We start from the raw sequence: 14518 nt of genomic DNA on the forward strand, positions 1-14518 counted from the left end.
AACGGATATCAGAGCTAGCCATGGCTGCCTTCGAATACATCGCCCTGGATGGGCGCGGTCGCCAGCAGAAGGGCGTGCTGGAGGCCGACAGCGCGCGCCAGGTGCGCCAGTTGTTGCGCGAGCGCCAGCTGGCCCCGCTGGAGGTCAAGGCCACGCGCACCCGCGAGCACGCCGGCGGCAGCGCGCGTCTGGGCTTCGTCCGCGGGCTTTCGGCGCGCGACCTGGCGCTGGTAACCCGGCAGTTGGCCACCTTGGTGCAGGCGGCCCTGCCCATCGAGGAGGCGCTGCGCGCCGCGGCTGCGCAGTCGACCAACGCCCGTATTCAGGGAATGCTGCTGGCGGTGCGCGCACGCGTGCTGGAAGGTCACAGCCTGGCCGGCAGTCTGCGCGAGTTTCCCGCCGCCTTTCCCGAGCTCTACCGCGCCACGGTGGCGGCGGGCGAGCATGCCGGGCATCTCGGGCCGGTGCTGGAACAGCTGGCCGATTACACCGAGCAGCGCCAGCAGTCGCGGCAGAAGGTCCAGCTGGCGCTGCTGTATCCCTTGATTCTGATGTGCGCATCCTTGCTGATCGTCGGCTTTCTGCTGGGTTACGTGGTGCCGGACGTGGTCAAGGTCTTCGTCGATTCCGGGCAGACCCTGCCGACGCTGACCCGCGTGCTGATCGCCGTGAGCGACTGGGTCAAGGCCTGGGGGCTGGTGGCCGTGGTGGTGCTGGCGCTGGCGATCATCGCGCTACGCGCGGCGCTGCGCGATGAGGCGATGCGCTTGCGCTGGCATGCCTTTTTGCTGCGCGTGCCGCTGCTCGGCCGTCTGGGTCGTGCCACGGACTGCGCACGTTTCGCGTCCACCCTGGCGATCCTCACGCGCAGCGGCGTGCCGCTGGTCGAGGCGCTGGCAATCGCCGGCGAGGTGATCGGCAACCGGGTGATTCGCGGCGAGGTGCTGGTGGCTGCGCAGAAGGTGCGCGAGGGCGGCAGTCTGACCCGCTCGCTGGAAGCCACCGGGCAGTTTCCGCCGATGATGCTGCACATGATCGCCAGCGGCGAGCGCTCCGGCGAGCTGGACCAGATGCTGGCACGCACGGCGAAGAACCAGGAAAACGACCTGAGCGCGCAGATCGCCCTGCTGGTCGGATTGTTCGAACCGTTCATGCTGGTATTCATGGGGGCGGTGGTGCTGGTCATCGTACTGGCCATCCTGCTGCCGATTCTTTCGTTGAACCAAATGGTGGGATAACAGGTGAGTAAACGTCAGGCGGGTTTCACCCTGATCGAGATCATGGTGGTGGTGGTCATCCTCGGCATTCTGGCGGCGCTGGTGGTGCCGCAGGTGATGAGCCGGCCGGATCAGGCCAAGGTCACGGCAGCGCAGAACGATATTCGTGCCATCGGCGCGGCGCTGGACATGTACAAGCTCGACAACCACAACTACCCCAGCACCCAGCAGGGGCTGGAGGCGCTGGTGAGCAAGCCGGGCGGCAATCCGCCGGCGAAGAACTGGAACAAGGACGGTTATCTCAAGCGTCTGCCCATCGATCCCTGGGGCAACCCGTACCAGTACCTGGCACCGGGCACCCGCGGTGCCTACGACCTGTATTCGCTCGGCGCCGATGGCAAGCAGGGCGGCAGCGATCTGAATGCCGATATCGGCAACTGGGATCTCTGACCCCATCATGCCCGCGGCGGCATCCTTCGGACGCAGGCACGGCTCTGCCCAGCGCGGCTTTACCCTGATCGAGCTGCTGGTGGTGCTGGTCATCCTCGGCAGCTTGATCGGCCTGGCTGTGCTCAGCAGCGGCGTTGCCGGGCCGGGGCGCGAGCTGCGCAGCGAGGCGGAGCGCCTGAGTGGGTTGATCGGCGTGCTTAGCGAGGAGGCGGTGCTGGACAATCGCGAGTACGGCCTGAGCTTTACCCGCGAGGGCTATCGCGTGCTGCGCTACGATCCGCAGCGCGGCGAATGGCAGACGCTCGACCGGCAGGCCCATCGTCTGCCGGAGTGGGCCGAGCTGCAGTTCGAAGTGGAAGGGGAGGCCCTGAACCTGCCGACCACCACCGGCTCGGCCACGGCGCCGCAACTGCTGATTCTTTCCAGCGGCGAGCTCACCCCCTTTCGTCTGCGCCTGGCCGAGCGCCGCCGCGATGGCTTGCGCCTACAGCTGTCCAGTGACGGTTTCGCGCTGCCGCGTCTGGAGGAATTGCCGACGGGACGGGCCGGATGAAACACGCCCGCGGTTTCACCCTGCTCGAGGTGCTGGTGGCACTGGCCATCTTCGCCCTGATCGCCGCCAGCGTGCTCACCGCCAGCGCGCGCAGCGTCAGAACGGCCGCGCAGCTGGAGGAGCGCACCCTGGCCATGTGGGTGGCCGACAATCAGCTGGTGGAGCTGCAACTGGCCGAGACGCCGCCCGCCGATGGCCGCGACCAGGGCCAGGTGGAGTTCGCCGGGCGGCGCTGGCTGTGGCAGAGCGAGATCCAGGCCACCAGCGAGCCGGCCATGCGTCGTGTGACCCTGTGGGTCGCCGCCGAGCAACGCGGCGTCAGCGGCGATCTGCGCGAGCGGGCCGTGGTCAGCCTTAGCGGTTTTCTGGGGGCGCCATGAACCGTAGCGGCGAGCGTCTTCGTGAGCGGAGTGGTCGCGCGCCAAGCGGCCGGGCGATGCGCGGCTTCACCCTGCTCGAGCTATTGATCGCCATCGCCATCTTCGCCCTGCTGGGGCTGGCCACCTACCGCATGCTCGACAGCGTGCTCAGTGCCGATGCCGCCACACGCGCCCATGAACAGCAGTTGCGCGAGCTGACGCGGGCCATGGCGGCCTTCGAGCGCGACCTGCGCCAGGTGGTGGTGCGGCCGATTCGCGACGGTTTCGGCGATCCCCAGCCGGCACTGCGCAGCGATCTGGCTGACGCCAGCGCCCTGGAGCTGACCCGTTCCGGCTGGCGCAACCCGCTGGGCCAGCCGCGTGCCGAATTGCAACGGGTACGCTGGCAGCTCAGTGGTGAGCGCTGGCAGCGCCGCTACTGGCGCGTGCTGGACCGCGCTCAGGACAGCCAGCCGCAGGTGCAGCAGGCGCTGGATGGGGTTCAGTCCGTGAGCCTGCGCTACCTGGACAAGGACGGCCAGTGGCAAGCCGACTGGCCACCGGCCAATGCTTCGGGCGATGGCCTGCTGACCGGGCTGCCGAAGGCGGTGGAGCTGCGCCTGCAGCACCGACGGCACGGCGAGCTGCGCCGTCTGCTGCGATTGCCGGATATCGCCCCGGAGAATCTCGGCGGGCCCGAGGTTCCCAACGAAGAGCCCGAGGAGCCGCAGACATGACGCGGCAACGGGGTGTGGCGTTGATCACCGTGCTGCTGGTGGTCGCCGTGGTGACGGTGGTCTGCGCCGGATTGATCGCCCGCCAGCAGCTGTCCATCCGCAGCAGCGCCAATCATCTGCACGTGAGCCAGGCCTGGCAGTACGCCCTGGGTGGCGAGACGCTGGCCAAGGCCATTCTTCAGCGCGACCTGCGCCAGGGCGATCCGCGCCAGCCGGTCGATCACCTTGGCGAGCTCTGGGCCAGACCGCTGCCGCCTTTCCCGCTGGACGAAGGTGGCGAGCTGCGCGTGCGCATCGTCGATCCCAGCGGGCGCTTCAACCTCAACAGCCTGGTGCGCCAGGGGCAGCCCAACGAGCTGGCGCTGCTGCGTCTGCGTCGCCTGATGTTGCGCCTGGGTATCGAGAAGCCCTATGCCGAGCGCCTGGTCGATTGGCTCGATAGCAACAACGAGCCGCAGGGCAGCAACGGCGCCGAGGACAACCAGTACCTGCTGGCCACGCCGCCCTATCGCAGCGCCAATCGCGAACTGGCCGACGTGAGCGAACTGCGCCTGCTGTTGGACATGGACGAGCTCGATTATCGCCGCCTGCTGCCCTACGTCAGTGCTTTGCCCGGCGACGTGCTGCTCAACGTCAATACTGCCGGTGCCATGGTCCTTTCCAGTCTGGCCGACAGCCTTACCCCGGATGTGGCGCTATCGCTGATCGCCGTGCGAGGCAGCGAGGGCTTTCCCAGCCCCGCGGCCTTCGCCGCGCAGCCGGCGCTGGCTGGCCTTGGCGAGCAGGCCGTGCAGGGGCTGGCAGTGGGTAGTCAGTTTTTCGAGGTGTTCAGTGAGGTCAGTCTCGGCGAACGCCGTGTGGTGTTGCGCAGCCTGTTGCAGCGCAGCAATGATGGCCGGGTCAGTATCCTGGCGCGTGATCTGGGGCAGTCTGGCGCACCGCCGGTGCCGGTTGAGGAACAGCAACAATGAATCAGTCATGGATCTTTCTGCCGCCGGAGGCCTGTCACGCTCTGTCGCTGGAGCTTGCGGTGCAGCGGGTGACACCGGAGCAGAGCCAGACCCTGAGTCTGGCAGAGGCCTTGCGCGAGCTGCCCGCCAGCTGGGAGCTGGTGCTGCCGGTGGAGGCGGTGACCACCTGCGCGGTGCAGCTGCCGACGCAGAAGGCGCGCTGGCTGCGCCAGGCGCTGCCTTTTGCGGTGGAAGAGCTGCTCGCCGAGGATGTCGAACTGATGCATCTGGCGCTGGGCGAGAAAATGGCCGATGGCCGTCATCGCGTCTATGCGCTGCGGGCCGACTGGCTGCGCGAGTGCCTGGCGCTCTGCGCCGCGCAGCCGCCGCAGGCGATTCGTGTGGATGCCGATCTGCTGCCGCAGCAGGGCAGTCAGCTGCTCTGGCTCGGTTCGCGCTGGTTGCTGGGCGGTGAGGTGCCCTGGCGGCTGGCCCTGCAGACGGAGAACTGGTCGGCGCTGGCCGGACGCTGCCCTTCTCCCCGTATCGCCAGTGCGCCGGCCGGGCAGGCGCTGCCCGAGCCGGTCGACGAGGTGCACCTGCTGGAGCAGCCGCACCAGTGGCTGGTGCGGCAGGGGGCAGGCGTCGACCTGGCGCAGGGTGAGTTCGCCCAGGTGCAGACGGGGGCCGGCTGGCAGCGCTGGCGGCCGCTGGCCGGGGTCGTGGCGCTGTGCCTGATGCTGCAGGGGGGCTTCAATCTGGCTCAGGGCTGGTACCTGCAGCGTGAGGCCGATGCCTATGCCGCCTCCAGCGAGGCGCTGTATCGCCAGCTGTTTCCCGAAGATCGCAACCTGATCAACCTGCGGGCGCAGTTCGATCAGCATCTGGCGCAGACGGGGGGTGGCGACAGCCTGGTGCTAGAGCTGCTGGCGGAGGTGGCCGATGCGCTGCACGCCGATGGCGCACCCCAGGTGCAGATCAATCAACTGGACTACAGCGCCATTCGTGCCGACATGGCACTGCAGATTCAGGCGCCCGGCTTTGCCGAGCTGGAACGCCTGCGCGAGCGCCTGGAGCAGGCCGGCCAGGCAGTGCAGATGGGCTCGGCGAGCCGTGAGGCGGATGGCGTCAGCGCGCGCCTGGTGATAGGAGGATGAGCATGGCGTCGTGGCGTGAATTCAATCAGAACCTGCAACTGCAGTGGCAGCGCTCGACGCTGGCGCAGCGCTGGCAGGGTTTGCCCGCCCGGGACCGCCTGGCCCTGCTGGCGCTGAGCCTGTTTCTTCTGCTGGTGCTGTTCTACCTGCTGTTGTGGCAGCCGGCGCAGCGCCATGCCCAGGCGGCGCGGGCGGCCTTCGAGGAGCAGCGCGCCCTGTATGCCTACCTGCAGAGCAGGGCGCCGGAGGTGCGTGGACGAGATCTGCAGCCGCGCAGCAGTCCCGACCCGGCGCGTCTGCAGGGCCTGGTCACGGCCTCGGCAGCGGAGCAGGGGCTGGTGATCGAGCGTCTGGATGGCGAAGGGCAGGGTGCGGTGCAGGTCAGTCTGCAGCCGGCTGCCTTCGCCCAGTTGCTGCGCTGGATCGAGCTGCTGGAAGGGCAGGGCATTCGCGTCGAGGAGCTGGGCCTCGATCGCCGCGAGGAAAACCAGGTGGCGGCGCGTCTCAGCCTGCGGGTGGGGGGCTAGAGCCGCTTACCCGGCCCATCAGCGTTCATCGCTGTCCCGCTCGGTGTGCATGCGGTAACAGTGCGCACCGCGATTGGGCGGTTAGGGAACGTCGCCGCCCCGATGCAGTGCCGTTTGCGGTGACAGGGGAATTTGCCGAGACGCGTTAACGCCCATGGAATGGGCTTTTCGCGATGTATGGCCTGAGTCTTGCTGTAGATTACCGTTTGATCTTTTTCTTCTTGATCACCCCTTTGCCGGACTGTCAATATCCGCGCCTGGCGCTTCCTGCGCTTCTGTAATTAGTTGTCGCATTGAGGAAATATCGCCTCAATGCCTGCCGCTAGAATGCCGCTCACCCAGCCAAGGCCCTGCGTCGCCTGTCGCACATGACGGCGCACGACTGCTTCTACAATCCATAAAAGGCCCGGGCCCTCACTGCCATCGATGCCATACCCAATTCGAAGGAGCAAAGAATGAAGAAGATCGCACTGCTCGGCGCCCTGGCGCTGTCCATGTTGTCGCCCCTGGCCATGGCCGAGAAGCCGCTGCGTATCGGCATCGAGGCGGCCTATCCTCCCTTTGCCTTCAAGACCCCGGACGGCCAGATATCCGGTTTCGACTACGACATCGGCAACGCCCTGTGCGAAGAGATGAAGGTCGAGTGCAAGTGGATCGAGCAGGAGTTCGATGGCCTGATCCCGGCGCTCAAGGTGCGCAAGTTCGACGCCGTGCTGTCGTCCATGTCGATCACCGAAGATCGCCTGAAATCCGTGGACTTCACCGGCAAGTACTACCACACCCCGGCCAAGCTGGCGATGAAGGCCGGTACCGAGCTGAAAGATCCGCTGGTCGACCTCAAGGGCAAGAAGGTCGGCGTGCAGCGCGCCTCCATCTACGACCGTTATGCCACCGACGTCTTCGCACCGGCGGGTATCGAGGTGGTGCGTTACAGCTCGCAGAACGAAATCTTCCTCGATCTGCAGTCCGGTCGCCTGGATGCCACCCTGGCCGACTCGGTGAACATCGACGACGGTTTCCTCAAGACCGATGCCGGCAAGGGCTTTGCCTTCACCGGCCCGGACTACACCGAGACCAAGTATTTCGGTGAGGGTGCCGGTATCGCCGTGCGCAAGGGTGACAAGGAGTTGGCCGACAAGATCAGCGCCGCCATCCTGGCCATTCGCGCCAACGGCAAATACAAGGAAGTGCAGGACAAGTACTTCGACTTCGACGTTTACGGCGAGTAAGCGTTCGTAGGCAGAAAAGGTGGCACTGACTCCGCAACGGGCGGTGCCACTTTTTACTGGTTCATGCTGTACGGCGTCGTGGCGTCTCGCCTGCGGCGCTCTGTGATCGTCATTGCCGGCGGTCGCCCTGTGGGCGCCGCGGGGCGGTAGCGAACCTGCTCCCGGCAATTTTCATTGTGCTATGCGGCGCCGCTGCGGTGCCCGACGAGGTATTAGCGCATGCTTCAAGGCTATGGCTCGACCATACTCGATGGTGCCTGGCTCACCCTGCTTCTGGCGCTTACGTCGATGGCAGTGGCGATCTTTCTCGGTCTGCTCGGGGCGGCCTTTCGCCTGTCGCCGGTCAGGTGGCTGGCGATGCTCGGCGAGGCCTACGCCACGGTGATCCGCGGCATTCCCGACCTGGTGCTGATCCTGCTGATCTTCTACGGCGGCCAGGACATCGTGAACCGCGTCGCGCCGCTGCTCGGCTACGACGAGTACATCGACATCAACCCCTTCGTCGCCGGCGTGTTCACCATGGGCTTCATCTTCGGCGCCTACCTGTCGGAGACCTTCCGCGGCGCCTTCATGGCCATTCCCAAGGGGCAGGGCGAGGCCGGCGCAGCCTACGGCATGAGCGGGATGCAGGTGTTCTTCCGCATCCTCGTGCCGCAGATGATCCGTTTCGCCATTCCCGGCTTCACCAACAACTGGCTGGTGCTGACCAAGGCCACTGCGCTGATCTCGGTGGTCGGCCTGCAGGACATGATGTTCAAGGCCAAGAACGCGGCTGACGCGACCCGCGAGCCGTTCACCTTCTATCTGGCGGTGGCGGCGCTGTATCTGGTGCTGACCAGCGTGTCGCTGCTGGCGCTGCGTTTCCTCGAGAAGCGTTACTCGGTAGGTACCAAGGCGGCTGACCTATGATCTTCGACTATCAAATGATCTGGGAGAACCTGCCGCTGTATTTCAGTGGCGTGCTGGTCACCCTGAAAATCCTGCTGATTTCCCTGGCCGCTGGCCTCAGCCTGGCGCTGCCGCTGGCCCTGATGCGGGTGTCGAAGTCGCCCCTGGTCAACTTCCCGGCCTGGCTCTACACCTACGTGATCCGCGGCACGCCGATGCTGGTGCAGCTGTTTCTGATCTACTACGGCCTGGCCCAGTTCGACGTCATTCGCGACAGCTTCATGTGGCCGTACTTCTCCAGCGCCACCTTCTGCGCCTGCCTGGCCTTCGCCATCAACACCAGCGCCTACACCGCAGAGATTCTCGCCGGCAGCCTCAAGGCCACGCCCCATGGCGAGATCGAGGCAGCCAAGGCCATGGGCATGTCGCGGGCCAAGCTCTATCGTCGCATCCTGCTGCCGTCGGCGCTGCGCCGCGCGCTGCCGCAGTACAGCAACGAGGTGATCATGATGCTGCACACCACCTCGCTGGCCTCCATCGTCACCCTGATCGACATCACCGGGGCGGCGCGTACGGTCAGTTCGCAGTACTACATGCCCTTCGAAGCCTTCATCACCGCCGGCCTGTTCTATCTGGTGCTGACCTTCATTCTGGTGCGCCTGTTCAAGCTGGCCGAGCGTCGCTGGCTGGCCTACATGGCCCCGCGCAAGACCTGACCCGTGCCGATTCAAGAGAACGCAACCATGTACAAACTAGAAGTTCAGGACCTGCACAAGCGCTACGGCAGCCATGAAGTGATCAAGGGCGTGTCGATGGCAGCCAAGGCTGGCGACGTGATCAGCATCATCGGCTCCAGCGGCTCGGGCAAGAGTACCTTCCTGCGTTGCCTCAACCTGCTGGAACAGCCGCATGCCGGCAAGATCCTGCTCAACGGCGAAGAACTGAAGCTGGTGCCGGCCAAGGACGGTTCGCTGCGCGCCGCCGATGCCAAGCAGCTGCAGCGCATGCGCTCGCGCCTGTCGATGGTGTTCCAGCACTTCAACCTGTGGTCGCACATGAGCGCCCTGGAGAATGTCATGGAAGCGCCGGTGCACGTGCTCGGCGTAAGCAAGGCCGAAGCCCGCGACAAGGCCGAGCACTACCTGGCCAAGGTTGGCGTGGCGCATCGCAAGGACGCCTATCCGGCGCACATGTCCGGCGGCGAGCAGCAGCGCGTGGCCATCGCCCGTGCCCTGGCCATGGAACCGGAGGTGATGCTGTTCGACGAGCCCACCTCGGCCCTCGACCCCGAACTGGTTGGCGAAGTGCTCAAGGTGATGCAGGACCTGGCCACCGAAGGCCGCACCATGGTGGTGGTGACCCACGAGATGGGCTTTGCCCGCGAGGTCTCCAACCAGCTGGTGTTCCTGCACAAGGGTCTGGTGGAGGAGCGCGGTTGCCCGAAGGAAGTTCTGGTCAATCCGCAATCCGAACGTCTCAAGCAGTTTCTTTCCGGCAGTCTCAAGTAAGAAACGACTAGACTTCGTCCAGGGTCCGCTGCAAGGCGGCTGGCCCGGCGCGTAGCAGACTTTGAACAGGCACTCATGACCCCCCATCGAATTGGCTTCCTCTACTGGCCCGGTACCAAGGCCCTGACCCTGTCCCTGGCCGAGGAAGCCCTGCGTGTCGCCCAGCGCGTGCATCCTGAAGTGGTGTACGAGCTGGTCTTCCTCCAGGCCGAGCCGCTGGTGGCGGGTGACTGGCGCCTGCCGGGCGAGCCCTGGGCGGGGCATCTGGATGGGCTGGACAAGCTGTTCCTGCTCGCCGATACACCGCCGGCGCAGGTCTCTGCCGGGCTGGCGGCGGCGCTGAAGCAGCAGGTGCGTGCCGGCTGCGTGATTGGCGGGCTGTCCGCCGGGGTCTATCCGCTGGCCCAGCTCGGCCTGCTCGATGGCTATCGCGCGGCGGTGCACTGGCGCTGGCAGGACGATTTCGCCGAGCGCTTTCCCAAGGTCATCGCCACCAGCCATCTGTTCGACTGGGATCGTGATCGCCTGACTGCCTGCGGCGGCCTGGCGGTGCTCGATCTTCTGCTGGCGCTGCTGGCGCGCGACCACGGTGCCGAGCTGGCCGGGGCGGTGAGCGAGGAGCTGGTGGTCGAGCGCATCCGCGAAGGCGGCGAGCGTCAGCGCATTCCGCTGCAGAATCGCCTCGGCTCCAGCCATCCCAAGCTGACCCAGGCAGTGCTGCTGATGGAGGCCAATATCGAAGAGCCGCTGACCACCGACGAGATCGCCCAGCATGTGTGCGTCTCGCGTCGTCAGCTCGAGCGCATCTTCAAGCAGTACCTCAATCGCGTGCCCAGCCAGTACTACCTGGAGCTGCGCCTGAACAAGGCGCGCCAGCTGCTGATGCAGACCAGCAAGTCGATCATCCAGATCGGCCTGTCCTGCGGCTTCTCCTCCGGGCCGCATTTCTCCAGCGCCTACCGCAACTTCTTCGGCGCCACCCCGCGCGACGATCGCAACCAGCGGCGCAGCAACAGCCCCTTCGAACTGACCTCCACCCCGGTCGAGCGCGGCTGATCCTTGCTGCTTTAGCGAGCACTGCTCGCGAGGCCTCGGCGTTTCCCTCATTCCGTACGGTTCGCGAGCAGCGCTCGCTCCTGCGCCAACCTGGATGTAGCCCGGAAGCCATCCGGGTGCGATCTCTGGCCGCTCCCGGATTTCATGGCGAGCCAAGCAAGCGTTCCGATACCAGCCAGTCAGCCTGCGGAGAATTTTTCCGTCGGCGTGCGCTCTGGTATCGAACTGCGTTTAAACTGCGCCTTTCCGACGGTTTCTGTCGCTTTGACGAAAACCCGCGAAAAACCTGGGGTGGCGCTGTAAGAAGTTGTCGCATGGCGGCAATGCCGACCCCGAATCAGTCCCTACAATCCTTGCATTCCCTGCCGTGACGGGTCTTCCGTGTGGCCCGCTGCAGGCTGGTTTTCCTTCTTCAGGAGAGTTTCGATGTCTGTTCAGCACGATGCGGTGCAACGCGCCGATTTCGACCAGTACATGGTCCCCAACTACGCCCCTGCCGCCTTCGTACCCGTGCGTGGCCTCGGTTCGCGAGTCTGGGATCAGAGCGGTCGAGAGCTGATCGACTTCGCCGGCGGCATCGCCGTCAACGTGCTTGGCCACTGCCATCCGGCGCTGGTCGCGGCGCTGACCGAGCAGGCCAACACCCTCTGGCACATCTCCAACGTGTTCACCAACGAGCCGACCCTGCGCCTGGGCAAGAAACTGGTCGATGCGACCTTCGCCGAGCGCGTGTTCTTCTGCAACTCCGGCGCCGAGGCCAACGAGGCCGCGTTCAAGCTGGCCCGTCGTGTCGCGCATGACCGTTTCGGTCCGGAAAAGCACGAGATCATCGCCGCGCTCAACAGCTTCCACGGCCGTACCCTGTTCACCGTCAGCGTCGGCGGCCAGCCAAAGTACTCCGACGGCTTCGGTCCGAAGATCCAGGGCATCACCCACGTGCCCTACAACGATCTGGAGGCGCTGAAGGCGGCCATTTCCGACAAGACCTGCGCAGTGGTACTCGAGCCGATCCAGGGCGAGGGCGGCGTGCTGCCGGCCGAGAAAGCCTACCTGGAAGGCGCCCGTGAGCTGTGCAACGCGCACAACGCGCTGCTGGTATTCGACGAGGTGCAGAGCGGCATGGGCCGCAGCGGCGAACTGTTCGCCTACATGCACTATGGTGTGGTGCCGGACATTCTCTCCAGCGCCAAGAGCCTGGGGGGTGGCTTCCCCATCGCCGCCATGCTCACCACCACCGACCTGGCCAAGCACTTTACCCCCGGTACCCACGGCACCACCTATGGTGGCAACCCGCTGGCCTGCGCAGTGGGCGAGGCGGTGCTGGACATCGTCAATACCCGCGAGACCCTGGATGGCGTGAAGGTCAAGCACCAGCAGTTCAAGCAACGCCTGGAGGCGCTCGGCAAGCAGTTCGGTCTGTTCGAGCAGGTGCGCGGCATGGGCCTGCTGCTCGGTTGCGTGCTCAACGAGGCGTGGAAGGGCAAGGCCAAGCAGGTGCTGGACGCCGCTTCCGCGGAAGGGCTGATGATTCTGCAGGCTGGTCCGGACGTGGTGCGTTTCGCCCCGAGCCTGGTGGTGGAAGAGCGCGATATCGAAGAAGGCCTGGCCCGTTTCGAGCGTGCGCTGAGCAAGCTGGCCAACGCCTGAGCGAACGCCCGGCGCAGGTAGTGCCGGGCTTCTCCCACGGATGATGTTCCTGTGTGTGCCGGGCCTCTGGCCTGGCGTTCTCCGGCTGCCCGTGCGCGGTCACCGGAGCTTTTCTTGAAAAAGGAGTGACCCCATGCTGGTAATGCGCCCTGCGCAAATGGCGGACCTGGCGGATGTGCAGCGACTTGCCGCCGATAGCCCGGTGGGCGTCACTTCACTGCCGGACGACGCCGATCGGCTGCGTGACAAGATCGCTGCCTCCGAGGCGTCCTTCGCTGCCGAAGTCAGCTTCAACGGCGAGGAAAGCTATTTCTTCGTCCTCGAGGACAGCGACAGCGGGCGCCTGGTCGGCTGCTCGGCCATCGTCGCCTCGGCCGGCTACTCCGAACCGTTCTACAGCTTCCGCAACGAGACCTTCGTGCACAACTCGCGCGAGCTGAAGATCCACAACAAGATTCACGTGCTGTCGCTGTGTCACGACCTGACCGGCAACAGCCTGCTCACCAGTTTCTACGTCGAGCGGCCGCTGGTCAGCAGCGTGTTCGCCGAGCTCAACTCGCGTGGCCGCCTGCTGTTCATGGCCGGTCATCCCGAGCGCTTCGCCGACGCGGTGGTGGTGGAGATCGTCGGCCACAGCGACGAGCACGGCGATTCGCCGTTCTGGGACGCCGTGGGGCGCAACTTCTTCGACATGAACTACGCCGAGGCCGAGCGTCTGTGCGGGCTCAAGAGCCGCACCTTCCTCGCCGAACTCATGCCGCATTACCCCATCTACGTGCCGCTGCTGCCGGACGAGGCGCAAGAGGCCATGGGACAGGTGCATCCGCGGGCGCAGATCACCTTCGACATCCTGATGCGTGAAGGTTTCGAGACCGACCACTACATCGACATCTTCGATGGCGGTCCGACCCTGCACGCCCGCACTTCGGGCATTCGCAGCATCGCCCAGAGCCGTCTGGTGCCGGTGAAGATCGGTGAGGCCGAGACGAGTGGGCGCCAGTACCTGGTCAGCAACGGCCAGTTGCAGGATTTCCGCGCCATCGTCGCCGACCTCGACTGGGTGCCGGGCAAACCCGTGACGCTCAGCCCGCAGGCTGCCGAGGCGCTGGGTGTCGGCGAGGGCGCCAGCGTCAGGCTGGTGGCGGTTTAAACCGAGGCGGCGAGTCGACACTGGCCGCTTCAAGCAAATAGCTGATCCGGAGGATCCATGATCGTTCGTCCCGTGCGCAATGCCGACTTGCCGGCCTTGATCGACCTGGCGCGCAGTACCGGCACCGGCCTGACTACCCTGCCGGCCAACGAGGAGCGCCTGGCGCATCGGGTTGACTGGGCCGAGAAGGCCTTCCGCGGCCAGGCCGAACGAGCCGACGCCGACTATCTGTTCGTGCTGGAGGACGATGCCGGCAAGGTGGTCGGCATTTCCGCCGTGGCCGGCGCGGTGGGGCTGCGTGAGCCCTGGTACAACTACCGGGTCGGCCTGACCGTGTGCGCCTCGCAGGAGCTGAACATCCATCGCCAGGTGCCGACCCTGTTCCTGGCCAACGACATGACCGGCAACTCCGAGCTGTGCTCGCTGTTCCTGCACGCCGATCATCGCACCGGCTTGAACGGCCGCCTGCTGTCGAAGGCGCGCTTTCTGTTCATCGCCGAGTTCCGCGAGCTGTTCGGCGACAAGGTGATCGCCGAGATGCGCGGCATGTCCGATGCCAGCGGCCGCTCGCCGTTCTGGGAAAGCCTTGGCCGGCACTTCTTCAAGATGGAGTTCTGCCAGGCGGACTACCTCACCGGGGTCGGCAACAAGGCCTTCATCGCCGAGCTGATGCCCAAGTTTCCGCTCTACACCTGCTTCCTTTCCGACGAGGCACGTGCGGTGATCGGCCGCGTGCATCCCGATACCGAGCCCGCCCTGAGCATGCTCAAGGCCGAGGGCTTCAGCTACCAGGGGTACGTCGACATCTTCGACGCGGGCCCGGCCATCGAGGCGGAAACCGCGAAAATCCGCGCCGTGCGCGATAGCCAGAACCTGGTGCTGGCGATCGGCACGCCGGGCGACGATGCCGCGCCCTTCCTGGTGCACAACCGCAAGCGCGAGGGCTGTCGCATCACCGCGGCCCCGGCGCGCCTGGCCGCCGGCACCCTGGTGGTCGACCCGCTGACGGCCAGGCGTCTGCAGCTGTCGGCAGGCGATCAGGTGCGCGCCGTAGCGCTGTCGGCAAAGAGTTAAGAGTCTTTCGTTTTCC

Annotated in this window: 16 protein-coding genes; all 16 read left to right on the forward strand. The window is 65.8% G+C overall.

Features of this window, described 5'->3' with window-relative positions:
• The first annotated feature begins 20 nt into the window (after positions 1–20).
• The 16 genes from xcpS to astA all read left to right on the forward strand — a co-directional run bounded on the left by xcpS (position 21) and on the right by astA (position 14502).
• Positions 21–1238 carry a GspF family T2SS innner membrane protein variant XcpS gene (xcpS, locus tag L1F06_RS08045; RefSeq protein ID WP_129483105.1) on the forward strand — a complete coding sequence of 406 codons (1218 nt, stop codon included), beginning with the start codon at positions 21–23 and terminating at the stop codon, positions 1236–1238.
• A gap of 42 nt (positions 1239–1280) precedes the next feature.
• Positions 1281–1667: a type II secretion system major pseudopilin GspG gene (gene gspG / locus L1F06_RS08050; protein ID WP_049767432.1), complete on the forward strand. Its 387-nt coding sequence runs from the start codon at positions 1281–1283 to the stop codon at positions 1665–1667.
• A 7-nt stretch (positions 1668–1674) separates the two neighbouring features.
• Positions 1675–2220 carry a type II secretion system minor pseudopilin GspH gene (gene gspH, locus L1F06_RS08055; protein WP_003244438.1) on the forward strand — a complete coding sequence of 182 codons (546 nt, stop codon included), beginning with the start codon at positions 1675–1677 and terminating at the stop codon, positions 2218–2220.
• Positions 2217–2600, forward strand: a complete 384-nt coding sequence (gene gspI, locus L1F06_RS08060; protein ID WP_003244440.1) for a type II secretion system minor pseudopilin GspI — start codon at positions 2217–2219, stop codon at positions 2598–2600. Before gspH ends, gspI begins: the two co-directional genes overlap by 4 nt.
• Positions 2597–3316 carry a type II secretion system minor pseudopilin GspJ gene (gene gspJ, locus L1F06_RS08065; RefSeq protein ID WP_080589484.1) on the forward strand — a complete coding sequence of 240 codons (720 nt, stop codon included), beginning with the start codon at positions 2597–2599 and terminating at the stop codon, positions 3314–3316. The genes gspI and gspJ overlap by 4 nt, the downstream gene beginning before the upstream one ends.
• On the forward strand, positions 3313–4287 hold the full coding sequence (gene gspK, locus L1F06_RS08070) for a type II secretion system minor pseudopilin GspK (protein ID WP_003244445.1): 975 nt from the start codon (positions 3313–3315) through the stop codon (positions 4285–4287). Before gspJ ends, gspK begins: the two co-directional genes overlap by 4 nt.
• On the forward strand, positions 4284–5423 hold the full coding sequence (gene gspL / locus L1F06_RS08075) for a type II secretion system protein GspL (RefSeq protein ID WP_129483104.1): 1140 nt from the start codon (positions 4284–4286) through the stop codon (positions 5421–5423). The genes gspK and gspL overlap by 4 nt, the downstream gene beginning before the upstream one ends.
• A gap of 2 nt (positions 5424–5425) precedes the next feature.
• A complete protein-coding gene (locus tag L1F06_RS08080; RefSeq protein WP_003244447.1) occupies positions 5426–5950 on the forward strand; it encodes a type II secretion system protein M in 525 nt (174 codons plus the stop codon).
• A gap of 455 nt (positions 5951–6405) precedes the next feature.
• Positions 6406–7179: an ABC transporter substrate-binding protein gene (locus tag L1F06_RS08085; RefSeq protein ID WP_003244449.1), complete on the forward strand. Its 774-nt coding sequence runs from the start codon at positions 6406–6408 to the stop codon at positions 7177–7179.
• Positions 7180–7398: 219 nt separating this feature from the next.
• Complete coding sequence (locus L1F06_RS08090) at positions 7399–8088, forward strand: ABC transporter permease (protein WP_003244451.1); 690 nt, start codon at positions 7399–7401, stop codon at positions 8086–8088.
• Positions 8085–8783 (forward strand): ABC transporter permease, encoded by a 699-nt coding sequence (locus L1F06_RS08095; RefSeq protein WP_129483103.1) that lies wholly within the window; start codon positions 8085–8087, stop codon positions 8781–8783. The genes L1F06_RS08090 and L1F06_RS08095 overlap by 4 nt, the downstream gene beginning before the upstream one ends.
• Before the next feature lie 27 nt (positions 8784–8810).
• Positions 8811–9575 (forward strand): ABC transporter ATP-binding protein, encoded by a 765-nt coding sequence (locus tag L1F06_RS08100; RefSeq protein WP_003244455.1) that lies wholly within the window; start codon positions 8811–8813, stop codon positions 9573–9575.
• 75 nt (positions 9576–9650) lie between these two features.
• The gene (argR, locus tag L1F06_RS08105; RefSeq protein WP_003244456.1) at positions 9651–10631 is read left to right on the forward strand and encodes a transcriptional regulator ArgR; all 981 of its coding nucleotides are present in this window, start codon (positions 9651–9653) and stop codon (positions 10629–10631) included.
• A gap of 426 nt (positions 10632–11057) precedes the next feature.
• Positions 11058–12278 carry an aspartate aminotransferase family protein gene (locus tag L1F06_RS08110; RefSeq protein WP_003244459.1) on the forward strand — a complete coding sequence of 407 codons (1221 nt, stop codon included), beginning with the start codon at positions 11058–11060 and terminating at the stop codon, positions 12276–12278.
• 133 nt (positions 12279–12411) lie between these two features.
• Positions 12412–13428 carry an arginine/ornithine succinyltransferase subunit alpha gene (gene aruF, locus L1F06_RS08115; RefSeq protein ID WP_003244461.1) on the forward strand — a complete coding sequence of 339 codons (1017 nt, stop codon included), beginning with the start codon at positions 12412–12414 and terminating at the stop codon, positions 13426–13428.
• A gap of 57 nt (positions 13429–13485) precedes the next feature.
• On the forward strand, positions 13486–14502 hold the full coding sequence (astA, locus tag L1F06_RS08120; protein WP_129483102.1) for an arginine N-succinyltransferase: 1017 nt from the start codon (positions 13486–13488) through the stop codon (positions 14500–14502).
• Positions 14503–14518 lie beyond the last annotated feature (16 nt).

This window comes from Pseudomonas hydrolytica, from assembly GCF_021495345.1.
GTDB classification, from domain to species: domain Bacteria; phylum Pseudomonadota; class Gammaproteobacteria; order Pseudomonadales; family Pseudomonadaceae; genus Aquipseudomonas; species Aquipseudomonas hydrolytica.

Bases quoted from the DNA above. Each gene is read 5' to 3' on its own strand.
- L1F06_RS08100 (WP_003244455.1), top strand. From the start codon at position 8,811: ATGTACAAACTAGAAGTTCAGGACCTGCACAAGCGCTACGGCAGCCAT.
- gspJ (WP_080589484.1), top strand. From the start codon at position 2,597: ATGAACCGTAGCGGCGAGCGTCTTCGTGAGCGGAGTGGTCGCGCGCCA.
- L1F06_RS08085 (WP_003244449.1), top strand. From the start codon at position 6,406: ATGAAGAAGATCGCACTGCTCGGCGCCCTGGCGCTGTCCATGTTGTCG.
- L1F06_RS08090 (WP_003244451.1), top strand. From the start codon at position 7,399: ATGCTTCAAGGCTATGGCTCGACCATACTCGATGGTGCCTGGCTCACC.
- gspH (WP_003244438.1), top strand. From the start codon at position 1,675: ATGCCCGCGGCGGCATCCTTCGGACGCAGGCACGGCTCTGCCCAGCGC.
- L1F06_RS08095 (WP_129483103.1), top strand. From the start codon at position 8,085: ATGATCTTCGACTATCAAATGATCTGGGAGAACCTGCCGCTGTATTTC.
- xcpS (WP_129483105.1), top strand. From the start codon at position 21: ATGGCTGCCTTCGAATACATCGCCCTGGATGGGCGCGGTCGCCAGCAG.
- gspI (WP_003244440.1), top strand. From the start codon at position 2,217: ATGAAACACGCCCGCGGTTTCACCCTGCTCGAGGTGCTGGTGGCACTG.
- gspK (WP_003244445.1), top strand. From the start codon at position 3,313: ATGACGCGGCAACGGGGTGTGGCGTTGATCACCGTGCTGCTGGTGGTC.
- argR (WP_003244456.1), top strand. From the start codon at position 9,651: ATGACCCCCCATCGAATTGGCTTCCTCTACTGGCCCGGTACCAAGGCC.
- astA (WP_129483102.1), top strand. From the start codon at position 13,486: ATGATCGTTCGTCCCGTGCGCAATGCCGACTTGCCGGCCTTGATCGAC.
- L1F06_RS08080 (WP_003244447.1), top strand. From the start codon at position 5,426: ATGGCGTCGTGGCGTGAATTCAATCAGAACCTGCAACTGCAGTGGCAG.
- L1F06_RS08110 (WP_003244459.1), top strand. From the start codon at position 11,058: ATGTCTGTTCAGCACGATGCGGTGCAACGCGCCGATTTCGACCAGTAC.
- aruF (WP_003244461.1), top strand. From the start codon at position 12,412: ATGCTGGTAATGCGCCCTGCGCAAATGGCGGACCTGGCGGATGTGCAG.
- gspL (WP_129483104.1), top strand. From the start codon at position 4,284: ATGAATCAGTCATGGATCTTTCTGCCGCCGGAGGCCTGTCACGCTCTG.
- gspG (WP_049767432.1), top strand. From the start codon at position 1,281: ATGGTGGTGGTGGTCATCCTCGGCATTCTGGCGGCGCTGGTGGTGCCG.